The 20,990-nt window shown below is 40.5% G+C and carries 21 protein-coding genes; 7 read left to right on the top strand and 14 right to left on the bottom strand.

The window, feature by feature from the left end:
- Window positions 1-201: 201 nt before the first annotated feature.
- Window positions 202-1,074: an acetyl-CoA carboxylase, carboxyltransferase subunit beta gene (accD, locus tag WC743_RS16830; protein WP_373013766.1), complete on the bottom strand. Its 873-nt coding sequence runs from the start codon at window positions 1,072-1,074 to the stop codon at window positions 202-204.
- A gap of 198 nt (window positions 1,075-1,272) precedes the next feature.
- Here accD and fbaA point away from each other — a divergent pair, with 198 nt between their 5' ends.
- The 3 genes from fbaA to WC743_RS16815 all read left to right on the top strand — a co-directional run bounded on the left by fbaA (window position 1,273) and on the right by WC743_RS16815 (window position 3,340).
- Entirely contained in the window at window positions 1,273-2,352 is a 1,080-nt protein-coding gene (fbaA, locus tag WC743_RS16825) for a class II fructose-bisphosphate aldolase (RefSeq protein WP_373013709.1), read from the top strand.
- A gap of 84 nt (window positions 2,353-2,436) precedes the next feature.
- Entirely contained in the window at window positions 2,437-2,946 is a 510-nt protein-coding gene (locus tag WC743_RS16820; protein ID WP_373013707.1) for a low affinity iron permease family protein, read from the top strand.
- Window positions 2,903-3,340 carry a GNAT family N-acetyltransferase gene (locus WC743_RS16815; RefSeq protein WP_373013705.1) on the top strand — a complete coding sequence of 146 codons (438 nt, stop codon included), beginning with the start codon at window positions 2,903-2,905 and terminating at the stop codon, window positions 3,338-3,340. Before WC743_RS16820 ends, WC743_RS16815 begins: the two co-directional genes overlap by 44 nt.
- 65 nt (window positions 3,341-3,405) lie before the next feature.
- On the opposite strand, the gene WC743_RS16810 is transcribed toward WC743_RS16815, so the two are convergent.
- The 7 genes from WC743_RS16810 to WC743_RS16780 all read right to left on the bottom strand — a co-directional run bounded on the left by WC743_RS16810 (window position 3,406) and on the right by WC743_RS16780 (window position 10,730).
- On the bottom strand, window positions 3,406-4,263 hold the full coding sequence (locus WC743_RS16810) for a hydroxymethylglutaryl-CoA lyase (RefSeq protein ID WP_373013704.1): 858 nt from the start codon (window positions 4,261-4,263) through the stop codon (window positions 3,406-3,408).
- A 3-nt stretch (window positions 4,264-4,266) separates the two neighbouring features.
- Window positions 4,267-5,580 carry an NAD(P)/FAD-dependent oxidoreductase gene (locus tag WC743_RS16805; protein ID WP_373013702.1) on the bottom strand — a complete coding sequence of 438 codons (1,314 nt, stop codon included), beginning with the start codon at window positions 5,578-5,580 and terminating at the stop codon, window positions 4,267-4,269.
- A gap of 155 nt (window positions 5,581-5,735) precedes the next feature.
- Window positions 5,736-8,708 (bottom strand): protein translocase subunit SecDF, encoded by a 2,973-nt coding sequence (gene secDF, locus WC743_RS16800; protein WP_373013700.1) that lies wholly within the window; start codon window positions 8,706-8,708, stop codon window positions 5,736-5,738.
- A 115-nt stretch (window positions 8,709-8,823) separates the two neighbouring features.
- A complete protein-coding gene (locus WC743_RS16795) occupies window positions 8,824-9,306 on the bottom strand; it encodes a dihydrofolate reductase (RefSeq protein WP_373013698.1) in 483 nt (160 codons plus the stop codon).
- Window positions 9,307-9,474: 168 nt separating this feature from the next.
- Entirely contained in the window at window positions 9,475-9,702 is a 228-nt protein-coding gene (locus tag WC743_RS16790) for a type II toxin-antitoxin system death-on-curing family toxin (RefSeq protein ID WP_373013696.1), read from the bottom strand.
- A complete protein-coding gene (locus WC743_RS16785) occupies window positions 9,699-9,887 on the bottom strand; it encodes a hypothetical protein (RefSeq protein WP_373013694.1) in 189 nt (62 codons plus the stop codon). The genes WC743_RS16790 and WC743_RS16785 overlap by 4 nt, the downstream gene beginning before the upstream one ends.
- Window positions 9,888-9,908: 21 nt before the next feature.
- Window positions 9,909-10,730 (bottom strand): thymidylate synthase, encoded by an 822-nt coding sequence (locus tag WC743_RS16780; RefSeq protein ID WP_373013692.1) that lies wholly within the window; start codon window positions 10,728-10,730, stop codon window positions 9,909-9,911.
- Between the two features lie 165 nt (window positions 10,731-10,895).
- Here WC743_RS16780 and ispE point away from each other — a divergent pair, with 165 nt between their 5' ends.
- Window positions 10,896-11,699: a 4-(cytidine 5'-diphospho)-2-C-methyl-D-erythritol kinase gene (gene ispE / locus WC743_RS16775; RefSeq protein WP_373013690.1), complete on the top strand. Its 804-nt coding sequence runs from the start codon at window positions 10,896-10,898 to the stop codon at window positions 11,697-11,699.
- Between the two features lie 69 nt (window positions 11,700-11,768).
- On the opposite strand, the gene WC743_RS16770 is transcribed toward ispE, so the two are convergent.
- From WC743_RS16770 to tgt, 4 genes are all read right to left on the bottom strand, one after another.
- A complete protein-coding gene (locus WC743_RS16770) occupies window positions 11,769-12,047 on the bottom strand; it encodes a hypothetical protein (RefSeq protein WP_373013689.1) in 279 nt (92 codons plus the stop codon).
- A gap of 842 nt (window positions 12,048-12,889) precedes the next feature.
- Window positions 12,890-13,795 (bottom strand): DMT family transporter, encoded by a 906-nt coding sequence (locus WC743_RS16765; RefSeq protein ID WP_373013687.1) that lies wholly within the window; start codon window positions 13,793-13,795, stop codon window positions 12,890-12,892.
- Window positions 13,795-14,910 carry an LptF/LptG family permease gene (locus WC743_RS16760; protein ID WP_373013685.1) on the bottom strand — a complete coding sequence of 372 codons (1,116 nt, stop codon included), beginning with the start codon at window positions 14,908-14,910 and terminating at the stop codon, window positions 13,795-13,797. The genes WC743_RS16765 and WC743_RS16760 overlap by 1 nt, the downstream gene beginning before the upstream one ends.
- Window positions 14,910-16,040 (bottom strand): tRNA guanosine(34) transglycosylase Tgt, encoded by a 1,131-nt coding sequence (tgt, locus tag WC743_RS16755; RefSeq protein ID WP_373013683.1) that lies wholly within the window; start codon window positions 16,038-16,040, stop codon window positions 14,910-14,912. The genes WC743_RS16760 and tgt overlap by 1 nt, the downstream gene beginning before the upstream one ends.
- Window positions 16,041-16,525: 485 nt before the next feature.
- On the opposite strand from tgt, the gene WC743_RS16750 reads away from it, so the two are divergent.
- Genes WC743_RS16750 through rsmG form a run of 3 tightly spaced genes read left to right on the top strand, consistent with a single transcriptional unit; the run spans window position 16,526 to window position 18,739 of the window.
- Window positions 16,526-17,527, top strand: a complete 1,002-nt coding sequence (locus WC743_RS16750) for a glycosyltransferase (RefSeq protein WP_373013681.1) — start codon at window positions 16,526-16,528, stop codon at window positions 17,525-17,527.
- Window positions 17,518-18,123 (top strand): RNA polymerase sigma factor, encoded by a 606-nt coding sequence (locus WC743_RS16745; protein ID WP_373013679.1) that lies wholly within the window; start codon window positions 17,518-17,520, stop codon window positions 18,121-18,123. Before WC743_RS16750 ends, WC743_RS16745 begins: the two co-directional genes overlap by 10 nt.
- On the top strand, window positions 18,113-18,739 hold the full coding sequence (gene rsmG, locus WC743_RS16740; protein ID WP_373013677.1) for a 16S rRNA (guanine(527)-N(7))-methyltransferase RsmG: 627 nt from the start codon (window positions 18,113-18,115) through the stop codon (window positions 18,737-18,739). Before WC743_RS16745 ends, rsmG begins: the two co-directional genes overlap by 11 nt.
- A gap of 81 nt (window positions 18,740-18,820) precedes the next feature.
- Here the strand turns inward: rsmG and WC743_RS16735 are convergent, their stop codons facing one another.
- The gene (locus WC743_RS16735) at window positions 18,821-20,539 is read right to left on the bottom strand and encodes a M56 family metallopeptidase (RefSeq protein ID WP_373013675.1); all 1,719 of its coding nucleotides are present in this window, start codon (window positions 20,537-20,539) and stop codon (window positions 18,821-18,823) included.
- Window positions 20,536-20,913, bottom strand: a complete 378-nt coding sequence (locus WC743_RS16730; RefSeq protein WP_373013673.1) for a BlaI/MecI/CopY family transcriptional regulator — start codon at window positions 20,911-20,913, stop codon at window positions 20,536-20,538. The genes WC743_RS16735 and WC743_RS16730 overlap by 4 nt, the downstream gene beginning before the upstream one ends.
- Window positions 20,914-20,990 lie beyond the last annotated feature (77 nt).

Here is a 20,990-nt window from a genome sequence, read left to right as displayed (position 1 = left end):
AATTTTAATTTACAGAAAAGCCATTCGTCAAACTAACGAATGGCTTTTTTATTGGACACAATCCAAATCGCTATTTAACAACCAACCGTCATGCCGAATTTATTTCGGCATCTCTCACGCAATTGAAATAAATTCAGTATGACATATGGACAAAACAAAAAAGGCCATCTGATTCAGATGGCCTTTTTTGTTTGTAGTATTTTATACCGATGGTTCAGGTTTTTCTGCAACCGGGGTCAGCATTTTTAAAAATGAAGCCAGTTTTTCTTTCATTTCGCGCCTGTCTACTATAAAATCAAGGAAACCATGCTCCTGTACAAATTCAGCGGTCTGGAAACCTTTAGGAAGATCTTTTTTGATGGTTTCTTTAATAACCCTTGGTCCGGCAAAGCCTATAAGCGCACCGGGTTCGGCAATATTAATATCGCCCAGCATAGCGTATGATGCGGTTACACCACCGGTAGTAGGGTCTGTTAATAAAGATATATAAGGCACCTTAGCTTGGCTTAATAAGGCAAGTTTGGCAGATGTTTTGGCCATTTGCATGAGTGAAAATGCAGCTTCCATCATCCGTGCCCCGCCAGATTTTGATATCATCAGAAAGGGAACCTTATTTGCAATGCTGTAATCAATAGAACGGGCAATTTTCTCGCCCACTACAGATCCCATAGAGCCTCCTATAAAGTTAAAATCCATACATGCAATAATCAGTTCCTGGCCGTTCATTTTGCCGTGCGCAGCACGTATAGCATCCTGCAGGCCGGTTTTCTTCTGTGTTTCGGCTACACGATCGGTATATTTTTTACTATCAGTAAAGTTCAACGGGTCGCCAGAATGCAAATTGGCAAACAATTCTGTAAACTGGTTATCATCAAACAATATTGAAAAATATTCTTTTGAACCAATGCGTAAATGGAAGCCGCAGTAGTGGCAAACGTATTGGTTTTCTACCTGTTCTGAGTAATGTAACGGTTTCTTACAATTCGGGCATTTATTCCAGATGCCGTCAGGGGCTTCCTTCTTTTCTTCCGTAGTCGTAATTATCCCTTTAATTTCCCGCTTAAACCACGCCATATCTATTTCTAAGTCTTTCAAGTAATGCAAAGAAACAAAATATTTTAGATTTGAGACACGAGATATTATATTTGAGATAAGATTAGTGATTACAAAGTAGATAGAAAAGCAATAAAACAAGAGAAATCCAAAAAAACTCTCGTCCTATATCTTAAATCTCGTATCTAAATTATAACTTCGAGGCCCAAACAAACGCTCATGGATTTAAAAAATTATAAAGGTGTTCTGCACGGCGATCAAGTGCAGGAGCTATTTGAAGCAGCAAAAAAACATCAGTTTGCATTGCCGGCGGTAAACGTTATAGGCACAAATTCTATAAATGCCGTAATGGAAACAGCTAAAGCTGTTAATTCACCGGTTATTATCCAGTTATCAAATGGAGGCGCCCAGTTTTACGCCGGTAAATCATTAGATAATTCAAAATTACAGGCTTGTATTTTAGGTGGTGTATCTGCTGCAAAGCACGTGCATTTACTGGCAGAGCATTATGGTATTGCGGTTATTTTGCATACCGACCATGCCGCTAAAAAATTATTGCCCTGGATTGACGGTTTGTTAGAACATGGTGAAAAATTCTTTGCTGAAACAGGCAGGCCATTGTTTTCATCACATATGCTTGATCTTTCTGAAGAGCCAATTGAAGAGAATATAGAAATATCTGCAAAATACCTTGAGCGCATGGCCAAAATGGGCATGACCGTTGAAATTGAATTAGGTGTTACCGGTGGAGAAGAAGATGGTGTAGACAACTCTGATGTTGACAGCTCACGTTTATATACGCAGCCAGAAGAAGTAGCTTATGCTTATGAAGAACTTTCAAAAGTTAGCCCTCGCTTTACCATTGCCGCGGCTTTTGGTAACGTACACGGTGTTTATAAACCGGGTAATGTGAAACTGCAGCCGGTGATCCTGCATAACTCACAAGAGTTTTTAAAACAAAAACATAACCTTACAGTAGAAAAGCCAATCAACTTTGTATTCCACGGCGGGTCAGGTTCAAGCCAGGCAGAAATTCGCGAAGCGATATCTTACGGAGCTATTAAAATGAATATTGATACCGATATGCAATGGGCATTTTGGGAAGGCATAAAAGATTACTACCAGGCAAAAGAAGGCTATTTGCAAACACAAATAGGCAGCCCGGATGGCGACGATTCTCCAAACAAAAAATATTACGATCCGCGTGTATGGTTACGTAAAGGCGAAGAAACCTTTGTAAAAAGGCTTACTGAAGCATTTGGCGACCTTAATTGCATTGATGTAAATAGCAAGCTATAGTATTATAAAGCATTTAGTAATGAAAACCGCCTTTGTTAAGAACATTGGCGGTTTTTTTAGGTTATATGTAAAAATCTATCAGCCATGGCCAAAAAAAATAAAAATTTATTTGAACAATTTGCAAATTGGGCAACAGCCGCAACAGGCAGTTCAGCCGCGTTTATAATTGCTATGTCTACAATTGTTGTTTGGCTGTTAACCGGGCCGGTATTTAATTACTCGGATACCTGGCAGCTCATTATCAACACCGGTACAACTATTATCACCTTTTTAATGGTTTTCCTGATCCAAAAATCACAGAATAAAGATTCAAAAGCCATTCATCTTAAATTAAACGAACTGCTTGCATCGCACCAGGGAGCCAGTAACCGAATGGTTGATATTGAAGATTTGAGTGAGGTAGATCTGGATCAGCTGCATAAATTTTACGTAAAATTATCCGAACTCGCCGAGAAAGAAGATGACCTGACCTGTACACACTCAATAGATGCTGCAGAAGAGAACCATCAAACCAAACTATCAGGATTTAAATTGAAACCGCATTATCAGCATGCCTACAAAAATAGAATCAAAAATAGAAGTATTAAAAGTTAGTGAACCCACCGACCTTGAAAAAGTATTTGCCATTAGGCGTAAAGTGTTTGTTGACGAGCAAAACTGCCCGCCGGAACTGGAGTGGGAGAATGAAGATGTATCTACCCATTTTTTAGCCACTGTAGATGGTGAACCTGCAGGTGCTGCCCGCTGGAGAAAAACAGATAAGGGCTATAAGCTGGAGCGCTTTGCCGTATTGTCAAAATTTCGCGGAGGTGTAGGGTCTGAACTGGTAAAAGCCGTTTTAGCTGATCTGCCGGCCGATGCCGGTTACATTTATTTGCATGCGCAGACACCGGCCGTAACCCTTTATGAAAAATTTGGCTTTAAAAAGATAGGCCCCGAATTTGAAGAAGCCGGGATAAAGCATTACAAAATGGTGAAGGGGGGATAGAATCCATGTCATTGCCGCGTCGCTGCGCTTCTCGCAATGACACCTTTGATCCTTAAACGCTTTCCTCACCCAAACACCTTCCCGGTGTAATCCATCGCTTCGCTCAGTTTATTTAAATTAAGCCCCAGGTTGATATTTTGGTGTAAGAGGTATGCTATTAGGTTTTCGGTAGCGATGTTGCCTGTAAGCTCATCTTTGGCCATTGGGCAGCCACCATATCCTTTTAACGCGGCGTCAAATTTGGTACAGCCGCTTTCAAAAGCCGCAGCTATCTTTTCCTGCCAGGTATCGGGTGTGGAGTGAAGGTGCACCCCAAATTGCACACCCAAAAATTCATTCGCTAAAGCGGGGTATAGGTTACTTATCTGCTCTGGTGTGGCTATGCCAATGGTATCAGACAAGGCAATATTATAAATACCCTCATTGACCAGTTTTTCTGTCCATTGCTGCACTATCTCTGTATCCCATTTATCCCCGTAAGGGTTACCAAACCCCATAGACAGGTATACCAGTAATGTTTTGTTTTTAGCGGTGCATAAGGCGGCCATTTGCTTAACATTATCAAAAGCCTGGTGAATGGTTGTATTGGTATTGCGCAGCTGGAAAGTTTCTGATATAGAGAAAGGGTAGCCCAGATAAGTGATCTCCTCATGGCTTGCGGCATCTTCTGCCCCCCGGTAATTAGCTACAATAGCCAATAACTTTGAGCGGGTATTATCCAGGTTAAGCTTGCTTAAAACTTCGGCGGTATCGCGCATTTGGGGAATGGCTTTGGGCGAAACAAAACTTCCAAAATCAATAGTATCAAAGCCAACCTGTAAAAGCAGATTGATGTAAGCCGCCTTTATTTCCGTAGGTACAAAATCATGAAGGCCCTGCATGGCATCACGCGGGCATTCGGTTATTTGAATTGTTTCGGGCATGTATTAATCTGGTTTGGAAACCTGTTCGTCCTTTTGGTGTAACTCTTCGCGTTTAAAGTTACGGATTATGAGCCTGCTGCCACCATTATAAGTTAAGTAGCTGGCCACCCAGTTAATGAACACGATGACCCGGTTACGCCCACCCATTAACGATATCAGGTGAACAAACATCCATATCAGCCATGCAAAAAATCCCTGGAATTTGATCTTTCCTAAATCGGCAATGGCTTTATTACGGCCTATGGTTGCCAATGAACCTTTATCGTTATATTTAAAAGGGACTGGTTGCTCGGCCCTTAACAGGCGGATAATGTTTTTACCGGTAGTTTCCCCCATCTGGATAGCCACCTGCGCCACACCCGGGTGGCCTTTAGGTGTTTCGTCAGTTATCATGGCAGCTACATCGCCTATGGCAAATATGTTATTGCTGCCAACCATACGGCAAATATTATCAACCCTGATGCGGTTACCACGTTCAATCCCTTCTTTTGCGATCCCCTCTGGTATCACACCCATTACACCTGCAGACCATATTACATTTTTGGTGAGGATGCTTTTGCCGCCCTCAAATTTTATTTCGTGGCCGTCATAGCTATCCACCTTTACATTCAGCAATAACTCAACACCCATGCCGGTCAGGAAGTCCTGCGCGGCTTTTGATCCTTCGTCAGAGAAAGGCCCTAATACTTTTGGTAAAAAATCTACCAGGTAAACCTTCATTTCCTCTTTTGACAGTTCGGGATAATCTTTATTAAGTACATGATTACGCAACTCCGCTAACGCGCCTGCAAGCTCTACACCGGTAGGCCCGGCACCTACAAGTACAAACGACAGGAAAGGAGCGCGTTCTTCCTTAGAGGGCTTTAAAATGGCCTCCTCAAGGTTCTGAAGTACCAGGTAACGCAGGTTCAAAGCTTCAGGGATTGATTTCATTGGCATAGCGTAATGCTCAATCTCTTTATTACCAAAAAAGTTGGTTGTTGAACCGGTTGCTATAACCAGGTAATCGTATTTTATAGAACCAATGGTGGTTTCTACAACATTGTTATCTGTATCAATATGAGTAACCTCTGTATTGCGGAAACGCAGGTTCTTTTGGCTATCAAAGTTCTTTCTTAACGAGAAAGCGATAGACTCGGCCTCCAAACTGCCCGTAGCTACCTGGTACAACAGGGGCTGAAAGGTGTGGTAATTATGTTTATCTATTAATACAACCTCTACTGGCTTATCGGCCAGTTGTTTAACTACTTGTATACCGCCAAAGCCACCACCTATGATAACTACTACGGGAAACTTTGATAGATCAGTATTGCTCATGTTATAGTAGATTTTATGTTTAAGCTTACCAGCTTGATATAAAACAAAAAAGGCTCCAAATGTTCTTTGGAGCCTTTTAAAATATGTTATTGGTGAGTAGTTGATTAAGAGAATGGTTAACTACTCACTTAATCAACCTATTTAACCATTAACTGTTACCTAAGGTCTTTTTTCCCAAAGTCGATGATTACTGGTGTCGCCACACATATTGACGAATAAGTACCAAATATAACACCTATTAGCAATGCGAATGAGAAACCACGGATAACATCACCACCAAACACAAATAAGATAACCAAGATCATTATCACGGTTAAAGCGGTAATAATGGTACGGCTTAATGTATTGTTAATGGCATGGTTAATTACCTCTTCCGGATCATCAGTTTTTGCATGATGAAGCTCAAGGAACTCACGGATACGGTCAAACACTACCACAGTATCGTTAATTGAATAACCAATTACTGTAAGCAGGGCCGCAATGAATGCCTGGTCAATATCTAAAGAGAATGGTAATACGTCTTTAAACAAAGAGAAGAAGGATAGTACCAGTAACGAATCATGCGCGGTAGCTATCATGGCGCCTAAGCTAAACTGCCATTTGCGGAACCTGATCAATATATAAGCCGAGATAACAATAATGGCGATGATGATTGTCCATTTTGCCGATGCTTTAACCTCATTTGCGATAGTAGCTTCAACCTTTTGATGACTTAATATCTGGTTTGCACTGATCTTTGTAGCCGGGGTAGTAGCTAATGCTTTTAATAAAGCAGCCTGTACTTTATCATCTGCCGTAGGCGAATTATCATTGATAAGGTAGTTGGTATTAATGCTGATCTTATCAGTGCCATAAGTTTTTACCTCAGTACCACGACCAAGCGAAACGTCTACTGCCTCATGAACCTGACCTGTAGTAACAGGGTTGGTAAACTTAATAACATAAGTGTGGCCACCACCAAAGTCAACACCATAGTTAAAACCACGGGTTACCATTGATACTAAACCCGCTATAATGAATATACCAGAGAAGGCGTAAAATTTAAAGCGGTTTTTAACAAATGCATAGTTTGCATTTTTAAAAGTATGTGAGCTCCATGGGCGTGAGAATTTAATATCCCAGCCTTTTTCAAGCATAAATTCAAATATCAACCTGGAGATCAGTAATGAGCAGAACAAAGTAGTTACGATACCGATCATTAAAGTAGTTGCGAAACCCTGGATAGGGCCCGAGCCGAATAAGAACAAGATAACACCTGTTAAGAATGTACTGATGTTGGCATCCAAAATTGATGGTAAAGCATGTTTAAAACCATCGGCAATTGCTATGCGGAGTGATTTGCCTAAGCCAAGCTCTTCACGTACACGTTCATATACCAATACGTTCGCATCAACAGCCACACCTAATATCAGGATGATACCTGCGATACCTGGTAGCGTCAATACAGCGCGTAAGCTGATCAATACACCCATCAGGAAGAATACGTTTACCAATACGGCTACTACTGCAACGGTACCTGCACGGTTGTAGTAAGCTATCATGAAGATCAAAATAACCACCAAGCCTAAGATACATGACAGTAAACCAGCGCTGATAGCTTCCTGGCCTAATGACGGACCTACAACCTCCTCGCCAATGATACGGGCAGGAGCAGGTAAACGACCGGCCTTTAATACGTTGGCTAAATCTTTTGTATCTTCTAAAGTGAAGTTACCACCTGATATTGATGATACACCACCAGAAATTTCGTTCTGTACATTAGGGGCAGAGTAAACATTGTCATCCAATACAATGGCAATGGCTCTTTTCTGTGCTCCGGCAGATGCTTCGGCAGTAACAGTTTTCCATTTTTGCGCGCCTTGTGAGTTCATATACATGGTAACCTCGTAACCGCCTTTAAGCTGGTCAACATCGTTACGTGCGTCATTGATCACATCGCCAGATAATACAGGGCCATTTTCGGCACCTGCTAATTTGATAGCATAAAGTTCAAAAACCTTTGTTTTCTCAATTGGCTTAACACCCCAAAGGAATTTCAGGTTTTGCGGAAGAACTGATTTTACATCAGCACTGCGCAGGTAGCTGTTCACTTTAGCGGTATCCTTAACTGCAGAGTAACCTACAATAGGGCCCGGGTTTAATTGTTGCTGGCCACTTGCATCCTGGTAAGTAACTAATGACATTACCGAGAACAATGGGTTTTGAGCAGCCAACTGGGTTTTGTTGTTTAAACCTGCAGAATCTTTACTGGTTGTGTTTTTAAGCTTAGCCAATAACGAGTTTGCAGAATCTTTTGCAGATGTTGGTGTTTTAGCAGCGGTTGCGGCAGCCTTGGTTGTATCTTTAGGAGCAGCAGTTTTGTTTTTAGCTGCTAGCAGGCTATTGATGTTAACCAATAACTGATAAACTTCGGTGTTGTCATAAGTTTGATAGAACTCCAATTTTGCAGTTCCTGATAAAAGCTTACGCACACGTTCAGGTTCTTTAACACCCGGTAGCTCAATTAAGATACGGTTGGTGCTTTTTTGTAACTGAATGTTTGGTTGTGTTACACCAAATTGATCAATACGGGTATGCAATACAGTGTATGATTGTTGTACAGCAGTATTTGCCTGATCTTTCAAATAAGTTTCAACATCATTGTTTGATGAGTTGAACTTTAATTTCTCCTGGTTGTTGCTGTTTGCAAATATTGCAGCCAGTTTTCCGTTAGGCGCCAGTTTTTCGTACTCATCAACAAAAAGGGTTATGTAGTCTTTTTGCTCGGTAACGCTTCTTTTTTGCGCGTTTGTTAACGCCTGGTTGAAAACAACATCCGGATTTTTGTTTGATAATGCTTCTACCAATTCACGTAACGAAATTTGCATCGTAACGTTCATACCGCCTTTTAAATCTAAACCTAAGGCAAGTTCCCTGTCAACACAATACTGGTAAGTATGGTTAAATAAAGGATATACCGGTTGAGTAGATATCGAATCCAAATAAGCCTTTTCCTTTTCAGGGTTGCCTTTTGAATATTCTTTGGCATCTTTCTCAACTTTATGGGCCACCCATGTAAAAGAAAGCTGGTACAAGCACACTACAGCCAGCAGAATGGCGAAAAATTTAATAACCCCTTTTCCTTGCATCGCGAATTAAATATGTAATTAATTAGTTTATAAGCTTTTCAAAATAAGACGGCAAATCTAATAAAATTTCACAAGCATGAAATTTTTAATTGAAACAAAATATTGATTGTTTTTGTTAGGCCCGGTTAAGTGTGATAAAAGAATAGGGAAGCGGGTTTTTTTCATCGGGCTCAAATGTTTCCCTGCTTGTTTCTGTCCATTTCAGGTAGTCAATCTCCGGGAAAAACGTGTCGGCTTCAAAATCTTTATGAATTATAGTAAGATAGATCCGGTCGCATTTATCCATGGCCTGCCGGTAAATTTCGGCCCCGCCGCCAATAAACACTTCATCTTCATGCGCGCAAAGCGATAAACCTTCGTCTATTGATTTTACCACCTCGCAGCCGGGGATCACAATATCCTGCCGGGTTACCACAATATTGCGGCGGTTTGGTAAAGGCTTACCTACCGACTCATAGGTTTTCCTTCCCATGATAATGGTACGGCCTGATGTGATCTTTTTAAAATGTTTAAGATCATTAGGCATATGCCAAAGCAACTGGTTGTTTTTACCTATGGCGTAATTTTCGCCGATAGCGACTATTATGGATATTGTCATTGGTTAGTTTTAATAAGTTTGGTAATTAACCAATCTTTAATCTGATTGAAATCGAATATTCCCATACTTGCGGAAATTGCCATCTCATATTTATCTATTTGTGAAGCAACAAAATCAAAACCTTCATTAAGCAATGTTAGCCTTAGCAAGACATAAGCTATGCGTTTATTACCATCTACGTTTATTACCATCTATGAAAGGGTGATTAATAATAAGACTCTCGAAAATCGCCGTCGCTTTATCAACAGGTGTTGGATACAAATCTATTTGATCAAATGTCATGTAAGGTCTGGCAAGTGCTGCTTCTAAACCAGCTACGTCCCTTATACCCTTGCTCCCTCCAAATTCATCAATCAAAATACTATGAATTCGCTCGACAGTTTTTGCATCTATCATTTAGCAAGCTTTTCAAGCAACTCCCTGTCTTCCGAAAGGATTTTTTTTAAATTATTTGCAAGCTTAATTTTATCTGATGAATGAACTTGTAATTCCTTAAGAAATCCTAAAACGTCAGGAAGTGCCTCTTCTGGAACCTGATCCAATACTTTATGTATTTCGTCTCTTATCTCTGTCGTAGTCATAAAACAAATTTACAAAATTTATTAAACAGCTACAGCTCCCTTAATGTGCGGCCACGGTTCATAGTTCTCCAGCGTGAAATCTTCAAACTTAAATCCAAAGATGTCTTTTACTTCAGGATTGATCCGCATTGTTGGTAATGGCTTTGGTTCGCGGGTAAGCTGCAGTTTGGTTTGCTCCAGGTGATTATTGTACAAATGGGCATCGCCAAAAGTGTGGATGAAATCGCCATAGTCCAGGTCACATACCTGCGCCATCATCATAGTGAGCAAAGCGTATGATGCAATGTTGAAAGGCACACCCAAAAATATATCGGCACTGCGCTGATAAAGCTGGCATGATAGTTTGCCTCTTGTTTCGCCTTTTGCAGTGTCAGCAGGCTGCACATAAAACTGGAACAGGCTATGGCAGGGTGGCAGTGCCATCTGGTTAACATCGGCAACGTTCCATGCCGATACCATAATGCGGCGCGAGTCCGGATTGTTCTTGAGTTGATTTACAACCTGGGTTATCTGATCAATGTGGCCGCCATCAGGTTTTGGCCATGATCGCCATTGGTAACCGTACACCGGCCCCAGGTTGCCATTCTCGTCTGCCCACTCATCCCAAATGCGTACACCGTTATCTTTCAGATATTGGATATTGGTATCGCCGGTTAAAAACCATATCAGCTCATGGATGATAGATTTCAGGTGCAGCTTTTTGGTGGTCACCAACGGAAAGCCATCCTGCAGGTTAAAACGCATCTGGTACCCAAACACGCTTAATGTGCCTGTCCCGGTGCGGTCATGTTTTTGCGCGCCGTTATCCATCACATGCTGCATCAGGTCGAGGTATTGTTTCATTGTTGTTGATTGAGTGAGTGGTTGATTGGGTGAATAGTTTTCAGAGTGCTTAACCACTCAATAATTAACTATCCCCTCAATCAACTTTTTAAAACACAAATAAAAATAATCTATTTTTGGAATCCTACGGATGTGTAAAAATACATCGGTGTTAATCAAATTTGAATGATCGTATTTCCAAACGCAAAGATAAACATTGGCCTCAATATAATTAACCGCCGACCGGATGGTTATCATGATTTGGAAACTGTTTTTTACCCGGTAAAAATTAACGATGTACTGGAAGTGATAGAAGCCCCTGAACTGAGCTTTGAATCATCGGGTATGGACATCCCTGGCAACCTTGACGACAACCTTTGCATCAAGGGTTATCATTTGCTAAAAAAGGATTTTGATTTGCCGGCTGTAAAAATACACCTGCACAAAAATATTCCCATAGGAGCAGGGCTTGGTGGCGGGTCTTCAGACGCTGCTTTTTTTATCAGGCTGATGAATGAAAAATTTGGGTTGGGCTTATCGCCTGACAAAATGATGGACTATGCCCGGGTGCTTGGCGCCGACTGTGCTTTCTTTATTGAAAGCAAGCCCGTGTTTGCTTTTGAGAAGGGTGATGAGTTTGAACCTATCAAATTAGACCTCTCGGCTTATAAAATTGTATTGGTGATGCCAGATGCCCATGTATCTACTTCAGAAGCCTACAGAGGCGTAAAACCGGCGCCAGTTAAAGAATCTTTATACGACCTTATAAAAATGCCCTTAACGGCATGGAGAGGGCACATTAAGAATGATTTTGAGGGCCATATATTCCGCGATCAGCCTGTTATACGTGGCGTAAAAGCAGAGCTGTATGAACATGGTGCGTTATACGCCAGTATGAGCGGGAGTGGAGCATCGGTTTTTGGGATATTTGAGGCTACTCCAAATCTGCAGGGAATGGAAGAGAGTAACCAGGTTTTTTACAACGTTTAAGAAACTGCAGTAATTAATAAATGGTGCAATGAAAACTACTCACCATTCACAGCTCACTGCTCACACAGGTTAATTAATGTAGTCCCTGTCTTCGTCGCTTAGTGTTTTGGGATTATCCTTTCCGTGGATATTGTCATAATGCTCGCCGATGTCATACTTCTTGTTTTTTGGCCGGCCAACCAGCACACCTAAAATAAATGCCGCTACTGATACGGCTGTCATCACCGTTACTTTTGGCAGGTACACATCGCTAAACAAAATGGTAAATTTTACCTTGTCGGTATTTTGCATAATGACCACCGTTAGCAGCACCACAATAACAAGCGCGAAAATATTTTTAATGCTCATAAAATTTCCTGGTTTATAGTTTATACAATATGCGGTTTTTAAATGTTTTTTAAAAATGGGTTTATTGATAGTGCCTGGTGTTAAAAATTTATTGGCAATAACAAAAGGAGAGGTGTGCGTAACAATTTTTGAAAAAGTTTTTACAAAGCCCAAAACCTACTCCCTCTAATTTGAGTTGAGGCAAACCTTAACCGGCCTCCGATTTTCTGATGATTTTCCTGAGCCGGCTATTGCCGTATTGGTTGCGGCAACGATGAATTTTTAAGCGATATTTTTTCGTTCAGAAATTGGATTTGTATACAAGCTCGCATCTTCACTGATTTTTTTAAAATCTCACATTTCATTTTAAATACACTTACTACTTAATTAAAGTTGCCAAAGTCAATGCGCACCAATGCCTTAATTAACAACTTCTAATATGCTGAATATTAATACACTAAACTGTTAATTATGTACCTATAAATAACGATGCTATTATTTTTAGTATTTGTTATTTTAAAAAGTTGAATTTAGTTAAACTTATATATTTAATAATCTATATAACATATTGATTAATAAATTAATATATAAATTAAATAAATTGAATGTTTACTGGTAATTGGTAAAATATAGTGCTTTACAGTCTTGTTTCTGCACTATTTTCGAATATTGGTTCAATACACTAATAGATTTTTCAATTTTGGCCCTCGCCGTACTTGAAGTATTTGTTGAGGGTATTTCCTGTCGGGAAATTATTATGGCTCACAGGGGCTTAAATACAGTGCATTTTTGACGTGCAATCTTACCCCCTACCCGGTAAGTAGAGGTGTAGTTTGACTGATATTAAAGAAAAAAATAAAGGATTATGCCCTGGCTTTGCGGCGTGCTACCTGCTTTTGGGCAACCGGAAACAGGAAGATAGTAGACAGTATAATGAGTGCACCCACCCAAAAACCACCCGTCATTTTATTCATATTACCAAAAAAAATAAAGGCCAGAATGATGCCATACACCGGCTCAAGGTTGGTGATAAGGGCTGCCCGGAATGCCGAAAGCTCACGCATTACGGATACGCCGGCAACGTAGGCAAGCGATGTGCAAACTGTCCCGAGCAGTAATAAGTAGCCAACATCAGCAGGCTTGGGTATCATGCTTTGATTGAAGCCATGGGTAACAACAAGGTATAAAGTTATCCAGATGAACGCCCCCAGGAGCTCATAAAACGCTATGATAGTTGCTTCAACTTTTTGTACAAACCGGGAGTTAATGATAGAAAAAAGGCTTGCCATTAACGCGCTTGTTAACCCTGCTATGATACCCTTAGTGTAATGTGATTCGAATTTAAAAATTAAAACAATGCCGGTGATTATTAAAACTCCCGCAACTATTTCCATTTTCGAGATCCTTTTTTTGTTGATCAGCGGCTCCAGAATAGCGGTAAAAAGTGTCATTGATGAGAGGCAAACCAGCGTTACCGGAACGGTAGAAAGCTTGATAGAAGCGAAGAAAAGTATCCAGTGGCCACCCACTAAAGCGCCTGTTAACACCAATTTTGGATACGATTTGACACTGATTTTGTGCGTTTTTTTGTAAAAAAGAACGTAAAAAAATAGCGAAATCACAGCAATTATAACCCTGTACCAAACCAAATTTACCGCGGATATGGTGATAAGCTGGCCCAAAATTCCGGTAAATCCCCAAACAAAAACAGTGAGATGAAGGATGATCAGGTTCTTATTAAGGCCGGGATTTGCAGCTTTTGGAGGCATTATTTTGGTGCTTTCAGGAGTAAAATATAGCCCAATAAACCAAATATAATGTTAGGAATAAACACTGCCATAAGGGGTGGAAAGCCTCCTTTTATGGCAAAAACCAACGCGAATTTATTGACAACTATATATGTAAAACAGATAAAAATTCCTATCCCCAGGGGCAAACCAACTCCCCCGCGTACCCTGCGCGATGATATGGCAACACCAATACAGGCCAGTACAAATGATGATAATGGCTCAACAAAACGGCGGTATTTTTCAAACCGCATATCAATTATGACACCCGTTCCGCGGGTTTTTTCTTTCTCTATTCCCTTGTTTAAAGCGCTTAATGACATAGCCCCATATATGTTGCTGGCCACGTTATCATGGGCTTCAAAATCAACCGGGCGCATGTCTAAAACAGTATCAATAGGAGGGCCGTTAGTGATGTATTTTTCCTTTAAACCATTCACATATCGTATAGACGGGCTAATTATTTTCCACTTGTTTTTGAGTGTATCGTAGGCAATACTGGGGGCAGTTAATCGCTCTTTTAGTTCGTCGCCATCATATTTTTCAAGCATAAACTGGAAACCTGTTTTGGTTTCAGTGTTGAAAGATTGCATAAAAACGAACGTGTTTTTATCTAATTGGATATGTACTTCGTTCTTTGAAGGGTCGTCATTTTTAAAAAAATTAGCACTTTCAAAGGTCACTTTTAGCTTATTTGTATAAGGTAAAAGGTACAAATTAGCCAATAATGATACGGTAAATATCAGCGTTGAAGAGATAACATACGGCCTTAAAAACCGGTAAAAACTGGCCCGGCTGGTTAAGATGGGTACAATTTCTGTTTGGTTGGCCATCTTAGCCGTAAAAAAAATAACCGCTAAAAAGTTAATAAGCGGCGAAAGCAGCATCATATAAAAGGGTATAAAACCCACATAGTAAGTAAATATGATCTCGTTTAAAGTAGCGCCTTCTCCCAAAAAATTATCAAGGTGCTCAGAAATATCAAATACAACAGATATCACCATAAAAATGCCCAGGGTAAATATGAATGTACCCAGGTACTTTTTAATGATATACCGGTCTATTACGGTTAAATATCTGTGCAGGAGTGTCCTCATTATAATCTTGCGCCTAAACGGTTCACCATTATCTTTTTCCAATCGTAAAACTCGCCAGATATGATCTTTTTGCGGGCCTCTTTAACCAGCCACAGGTAAAAATGCAGGTTATGCAGTGTTGCTATCTGCGCGCCCAGCATCTCACCCGAGTGTATCAGGTGCCTTAAATAAGCTTTTGTATAGCAGGTATCGGCAAAAAGATCGCTATCTGCCTGTATAGGCGAGAAGTCATTTTTCCACTTCTCATTCTTTATATTAATAATACCATCCTTTGTGAAAAGCATACCGTTACGTGCATTGCGGGTAGGCATTACACAGTCAAACATATCAATACCTAAAGCAATGTTTTCCAAAATGTTAACAGGCGTACCTACGCCCATTAAGTAACGTGGTTTTTGCTCCGGTAATATATTGCACACAACTTCTGTCATGGCGTACATCTCTTCGGCAGGTTCACCAACAGAAAGGCCACCAATGGCGTTTCCTTCACGTTCAAAAGAAGCTATCACTTCTGCCGACCGCACCCGCAGGTCTTTATATACCGATCCCTGTACAATAGGGAACAGTGTTTGGCTGTAACCGTACTTAGGATCGGTGGTATCAAAGCGTTCGCAGCAGCGTTTAAGCCAGCGATGAGTCATTTCAATAGAGCGTTTGGCGTAGTTATAATCGCACGGGTAGGGCGTACATTCATCAAATGCCATAATAATATCGGCACCAATAATACGCTGAATATCCATCACATTCTCGGGCGTAAACAGGTGTTTTGAGCCATCTACATGCGAACGAAAAGTAACGCCTTCTTCTTTTATCTTACGTACTTCGGTTAATGAATACACCTGATAACCGCCGCTATCTGTTAAAATGGGGCCGTCCCAGCCATTAAATTTATGCAAGCCACCAGCCTGTTCAATTGTATTTAAACCCGGCCTTAAGTATAAATGATAGGTGTTGCCCAGAATTATCTGCGCTTTAATATCATCCTTCAGCTCGCGCTGATGTACTGCTTTTACCGTGCCGGCTGTGCCAACAGGCATAAATATAGGTGTTTGTATAACCCCGTGATCTGTTGTAACCTCGCCCGCGCGGGCTTTTGAAAGAGGGTCTTGAGCTGTTAAAGTAAATTTCATTTAGTACCGCAAAATTAACAAAAGTTATGAGAGGTTAAGAACGGTTATAGCGGTTATAAATGGTTAATAATATGAGTGTTTTAAATTTTTACGCGGAAGGAAATTCCGGCCGCAGGCGAAGCAAGTGAAAGTAAGGAAGAGACGTGAGCCGGGTGATGGTTGAAAACTGTTCCCCATTGCATTATTACCCTCTTTACGCTTACTGAGAGGGATGGCCAGCGTAGCGTAACCGGAGTAAGTTGATCGACCATTTTTTCACTCGCTTCCCCACACAAATACAGGCTTTTACCTATCTCATAACCTTTAAAACTTTTACACCAAAATATCGCTGATTTTTAACAAATTTGCACCTAATATTAATAGGTGCATTGGAAGCTTACATTCAAGAGGCGTTATTTGTTTTATTTCAGCTTTGTTTCATCGTTCAACTTTATTATTTATTCAATTATCACAGCAGACTTGCCGGGTATAAGCCTGTGCAAACCATGCCTGAATTTAGCGTCCCCATATCTGTTATCATCAGTGCCCGTAACGAGGCACGCAACTTAACCGAAAATCTGCCTTATATATTACAGCAAAACTACCCTAATTACGAGGTTGTGGTAATTAATGATTGTTCTACCGATAATTCTGACGAGGTGCTGCAAGACATCCAAAGGGAGTTTCCGCACCTGAAAATAGTTACGATTACCGAGCATATCCGCTTTAAAACTGGTAAAAAGTTTGCCTTAACTTTAGGTATTAAGGCCGCCCAAAACGAACATTTATTGTTTACCGATGCCGATTGCAAACCAGCTTCATTAAACTGGATAACCCGCATGGCTGCCAGGTTTAGTCCTTCGGTACAAATAGTTTTAGGTTATTCGCCTTATAAACGCACCGGTAATTTATTGAACCCTTTTATCCGATTTGAAACTTTAAAAACGGGGATTAGTTATCTTTCGGCCGCTTTAAATGGCAATGCTTATATGGGCATTGGCCGTAACTTGGCATATACCAAATCGTTGTTTTTTGCCACCAAAGGCTTTGCATCGCACATGCATATTCTATCTGGCGATGATGACTTGTTTGTAAACCAGAACGCAACCCCTCAAAATACGGCAATTGAAATACACCCGGATACCTTTACTTATACCGATGCCAAAACAACACTTGGCGGCTGGTTTAGGCAAAAGAAACGCCACATGGGGGTAGGTAAGTTTTATAAAGGCAGCCACAGGCGAATGCTAAGTTTTGATGCCTTAAGCGGGTTTTTATTTTATGTTTTATTTATATTGTGCCTGGTATATAACTTTGAGCCTTTGTGGGCAGTTGGTATAGTTGTTTTTAGATTGGTACTACAGGTTTTGGTATATAGAAAAGTATTTAAGAAGCTTAATTGCAATGATTTGATATGGTCATTGCCGTTTTTTGATATAATATATTATACCTACTTAAATTTGTTTGGGGTGATTGGTACATTTATAAAAACAACCAGATGGAAATGAACGCACATTTTACCGAAAATGCCAAGAACGATTTTCACCTGGTAATAAAAGCAAGGCAAGGCAACCAAAAAGCCTACGCCGATCTGATGCACCGTTATAAGGATTCTATTTATTTTATGGTGCTTAAAATGGTTAACAACAAGGAGGACGCCAATGATCTTACCGTTGAAACCTTTGCAAAAGCATTTGAAAAGTTAGATAAATACCAACCCGAATACGCCTTTAGCACCTGGCTTTTTAGGGTGGCTACCAATAATTGTATTGATTTTATCCGCAAGAAAAAGCTTAATACGCAATCAATACATGGCATGATGGATGAGGATGGGGATGAAAAGCCGCTTCAAATAAAATCTGACGGGTTGAACCCGGAGGAAACATCCATTAAAAAGCAACAAACCGAAGAACTGAAATTATTGATAGAAAGCTTGCCCATGCGCTATCGCAACCTCATCACCCTCCGCTATTTTGATGAGCTATCATATGAAGAAATAGCCCTGCAGCTTGATTTGCCTTTGGGTACTGTAAAGGCACAATTATTTAGGGCTAGATACCTTTTGGGCAATATTATTAATCGCTATAATAAGGATGACATCTGATATTCTGTTAAAATATTTTCCGCATATTACCGCGGCGCAGCAAGAGCAATTTGCCCGCCTGCAAGAGCTTTACACTTTATGGAACAGCCAGATAAACGTAATATCACGTAAGGATATTGATCTGTTATATGAGCGCCATGTACTGCATTCATTGGGCATAGCCAAAGTAATGAGCTTTTTGCCTGGCGAGAATGTGCTGGATGTAGGCACAGGCGGTGGTTTTCCCGGTATCCCATTAGCTATTTTATTCCCCGAAACCCAGTTTCATCTGGTTGATTCTATCGGTAAAAAAATAAAGGTAGTGAACGAGGTAGCTTCGGCTTTGGGGTTAAAAAACGTTAAAGCATCGCACGCACGTGCCGAAGAAATAAAAGAGAAATTTGATTTTGTGGTATCACGCGCGGTTACGCAACTAAAAGATTTTTATCCCTGGGTAAAAGGCAAGTTTAACAAAATATCTAAAAATAAATTACCTAACGGGATACTGTATTTAAAAGGCGGCGACCTTACACAAGAAATTGCCGACGCGGGTTTAGCCGTTCAGCAATATCATCTCAAAGATTACTTTGAGGAGGAGTTTTTTGAAACCAAGCAGGTTATCTACGTAAAAGGATAGCTTTAAAAACCATAAGATATAAGCTGGGTTTTCGCTTTCCAGGGTCTCTCATACGTATTAACTTATCAATAGCCACTACTATTAGTTTACACTTACCGCTTTGACCGGGCTTTCAGCAGGTGGCGGAAATTTGACTTTACCAACCTTTTCTACCGGTGGTGGCGGTGGTGGAAATTTAATTTTACCAACCTTTTTTACCGGAGGTGCAGGTGGCGGCGGTGGCGGAAATTTAACAATACCCAGTTTGGGAACATAACCCACAACAACAACCTGCCCAATGAAATTTTTACTATCTTCAATATCGCTGGATATTCGTCTAGGGTAGTGTGATTTTGAGTTTGACTCTTCGATTAACGCAAAGGTCGTCATAAGGCGGTAAGTGCCGGGTTTTTGAGATATTGTGCCGGGATAACTTTTTAATGCTCTGATAACTTCTTCATCGCAGCCCGATCCTATACCATTTACAACCTTTAGATCTGTTATTTTGTGCGCATCGTTTATCCTTAGGCTAACTAAAACGTTGCCTACAAGCTCCTTGTTACGGGCTGCTGTCGGGTAGCGGACATGTTTCGCCGTGTATTCTATCAGGTCTTTATAAATAGGATTAACCGGTTGCGGTGGAGGTGGCGGCGGTGATTGATGCTTAATGGTGTCCTGGGCATCTGGCAATACCACCATCGGGCTATTCTTGTTTGTGGCGCTATCTGCCTCAATAATAGTTACTTTAAGTTTGTGCTCCTTTAGCAAATAACTTATGGCCGTAGCGGTTATAGTGCCCACCTCAAATTTTTTGCTGCTGCCATCTTTTTCTTTCACGGTTACGTTGTCTGAGTAAGCCGTGATGTTGCCATCAACAATTTTAAGGCGCTTAACCTTTGGTTTTTCCACGGGGGTTTTCTTCGGCGTGAGGTCTACCCAGCCGTAATCTTTAGCAAAAGCTAATGTGGATGCGCAGAGCATTCCCGCGCAAAGCGGCAGCGCTGCAAGGTATTTTAGCCTGGCTAACTTACCTGATCGGTTTTTGTTTAACATAATAATTCTCTTTTTTAGAAGGTTATAATTGAAAAATGAATGCGCAATGGCTGAACCTTGTATGCCGTAGGCATTGTTCAGTAAAAAAGTAGAGTAGGTAAGGGCATCGCGCTCATAAGCAGCGGTTTGTTCATCGGCAATATACTCATGCACGGTTTTTATGCTGCGTTGTAACAGGTATATAAACGGGTTAAACCAATTAATCACTTTCAGTATTTCCAACAGCATAATGTCCCATGAATGTTTTTGGCGTATATGCACCAGTTCATGCGCTATTATGGTTTCTGACTGTGATATATTGGTACCAATGAACAGGTAGTTAAAAAAAGAGAAAGCCGTATTGTCGCTTTTTAAATGGATGATCTGGTAGCTATTGTCATTAAGTTTTTGATTGCCGCGCGATAGTTTAAACAACTGATATAAACGGAACAGGAATACAGTTAAAGCAATAGCAACACCTAATATATATACATATATCAGTCCGTCTTGCAAGGTAAATCCAGGATCCATGGGTGGCGGCGGTGGGGGGACAGCATAATGTATCGCCACATTTGTTGGGGCGATAGCTACCGGTTCCAGCGCTATTGGTTCAACGGGCTTTAAAATACTTAACTGCGTAACCGGCAGCACAAATGATATTACACAGCTAAACAGCAGGTATACCCTGCTTAGGGTATAATGCGTTTCGTTATTTAAAAACAAACAGTAGCACAAATAAAATACCCCCAGGTAAATATTTGCTTCAACGAGGTAGTGCAGCCAGTTCATTGTTTTTTGTTCTTTAGTTTGTTAATCAGTTCGGTAAGTTCATCCAGTTCTTTTATGCCCAGGTTCTTCTCGTCGGCAATAAATGATACCAGGCTTTTGTATGAGTTATCAAAGTAGTTGTTCATCAGCTTATCAAAAGTGAACTTTTTATAAGTATCCTCGCTAATGAGTGGAAAGTAAACATGCGAGTTTCCGTAGGCCTTATGGTCAATAAAACCTTTGCCCTCCAATACCCTAACCACTGTTGATACCGTATTATAGGCCGGCTTAGGTTCAGGTATTTTCTCCAGGATATCCTTAACTATAGCTTCGTTTAGTTGCCATAGTATCTGCATGATCTGCTCTTCGGCTTTTGTGAGTTCTTTAAGTGTCATAGCAAACTATTTTTATAGTTTAATAAAGGTAGAACTATTTTTATAGTTTGCAAACTATTTTTATAGTTTTTTTATCG

The sequence above is a fragment of the Mucilaginibacter sp. genome (genome assembly GCF_041660805.1).
Classification (GTDB): Bacteria; Bacteroidota; Bacteroidia; order Sphingobacteriales; family Sphingobacteriaceae; genus Mucilaginibacter.
Note: the sequence above shows the minus strand (reverse complement) of the source record. Positions and strands in the feature narration are given on the sequence as shown.

Coding starts and splice junctions, on each gene's coding strand:
- accD (WP_373013766.1), bottom strand. CDS start 1,074: ATGGCGTGGTTTAAGCGGGAAATTAAAGGGATAATTACGACTACGGAA.
- fbaA (WP_373013709.1), top strand. CDS start 1,273: ATGGATTTAAAAAATTATAAAGGTGTTCTGCACGGCGATCAAGTGCAG.
- WC743_RS16820 (WP_373013707.1), top strand. CDS start 2,437: ATGGCCAAAAAAAATAAAAATTTATTTGAACAATTTGCAAATTGGGCA.
- WC743_RS16815 (WP_373013705.1), top strand. CDS start 2,903: ATGCCTACAAAAATAGAATCAAAAATAGAAGTATTAAAAGTTAGTGAA.
- WC743_RS16810 (WP_373013704.1), bottom strand. CDS start 4,263: ATGCCCGAAACAATTCAAATAACCGAATGCCCGCGTGATGCCATGCAG.
- WC743_RS16805 (WP_373013702.1), bottom strand. CDS start 5,580: ATGAGCAATACTGATCTATCAAAGTTTCCCGTAGTAGTTATCATAGGT.
- secDF (WP_373013700.1), bottom strand. CDS start 8,708: ATGCAAGGAAAAGGGGTTATTAAATTTTTCGCCATTCTGCTGGCTGTA.
- WC743_RS16795 (WP_373013698.1), bottom strand. CDS start 9,306: ATGACAATATCCATAATAGTCGCTATCGGCGAAAATTACGCCATAGGT.
- WC743_RS16790 (WP_373013696.1), bottom strand. CDS start 9,702: ATGATAGATGCAAAAACTGTCGAGCGAATTCATAGTATTTTGATTGAT.
- WC743_RS16785 (WP_373013694.1), bottom strand. CDS start 9,887: ATGACTACGACAGAGATAAGAGACGAAATACATAAAGTATTGGATCAG.
- WC743_RS16780 (WP_373013692.1), bottom strand. CDS start 10,730: ATGAAACAATACCTCGACCTGATGCAGCATGTGATGGATAACGGCGCG.
- ispE (WP_373013690.1), top strand. CDS start 10,896: ATGATCGTATTTCCAAACGCAAAGATAAACATTGGCCTCAATATAATT.
- WC743_RS16770 (WP_373013689.1), bottom strand. CDS start 12,047: ATGAGCATTAAAAATATTTTCGCGCTTGTTATTGTGGTGCTGCTAACG.
- WC743_RS16765 (WP_373013687.1), bottom strand. CDS start 13,795: ATGCCTCCAAAAGCTGCAAATCCCGGCCTTAATAAGAACCTGATCATC.
- WC743_RS16760 (WP_373013685.1), bottom strand. CDS start 14,910: ATGAGGACACTCCTGCACAGATATTTAACCGTAATAGACCGGTATATC.
- tgt (WP_373013683.1), bottom strand. CDS start 16,040: ATGAAATTTACTTTAACAGCTCAAGACCCTCTTTCAAAAGCCCGCGCG.
- WC743_RS16750 (WP_373013681.1), top strand. CDS start 16,526: ATGCCTGAATTTAGCGTCCCCATATCTGTTATCATCAGTGCCCGTAAC.
- WC743_RS16745 (WP_373013679.1), top strand. CDS start 17,518: ATGGAAATGAACGCACATTTTACCGAAAATGCCAAGAACGATTTTCAC.
- rsmG (WP_373013677.1), top strand. CDS start 18,113: ATGACATCTGATATTCTGTTAAAATATTTTCCGCATATTACCGCGGCG.
- WC743_RS16735 (WP_373013675.1), bottom strand. CDS start 20,539: ATGAACTGGCTGCACTACCTCGTTGAAGCAAATATTTACCTGGGGGTA.
- WC743_RS16730 (WP_373013673.1), bottom strand. CDS start 20,913: ATGACACTTAAAGAACTCACAAAAGCCGAAGAGCAGATCATGCAGATA.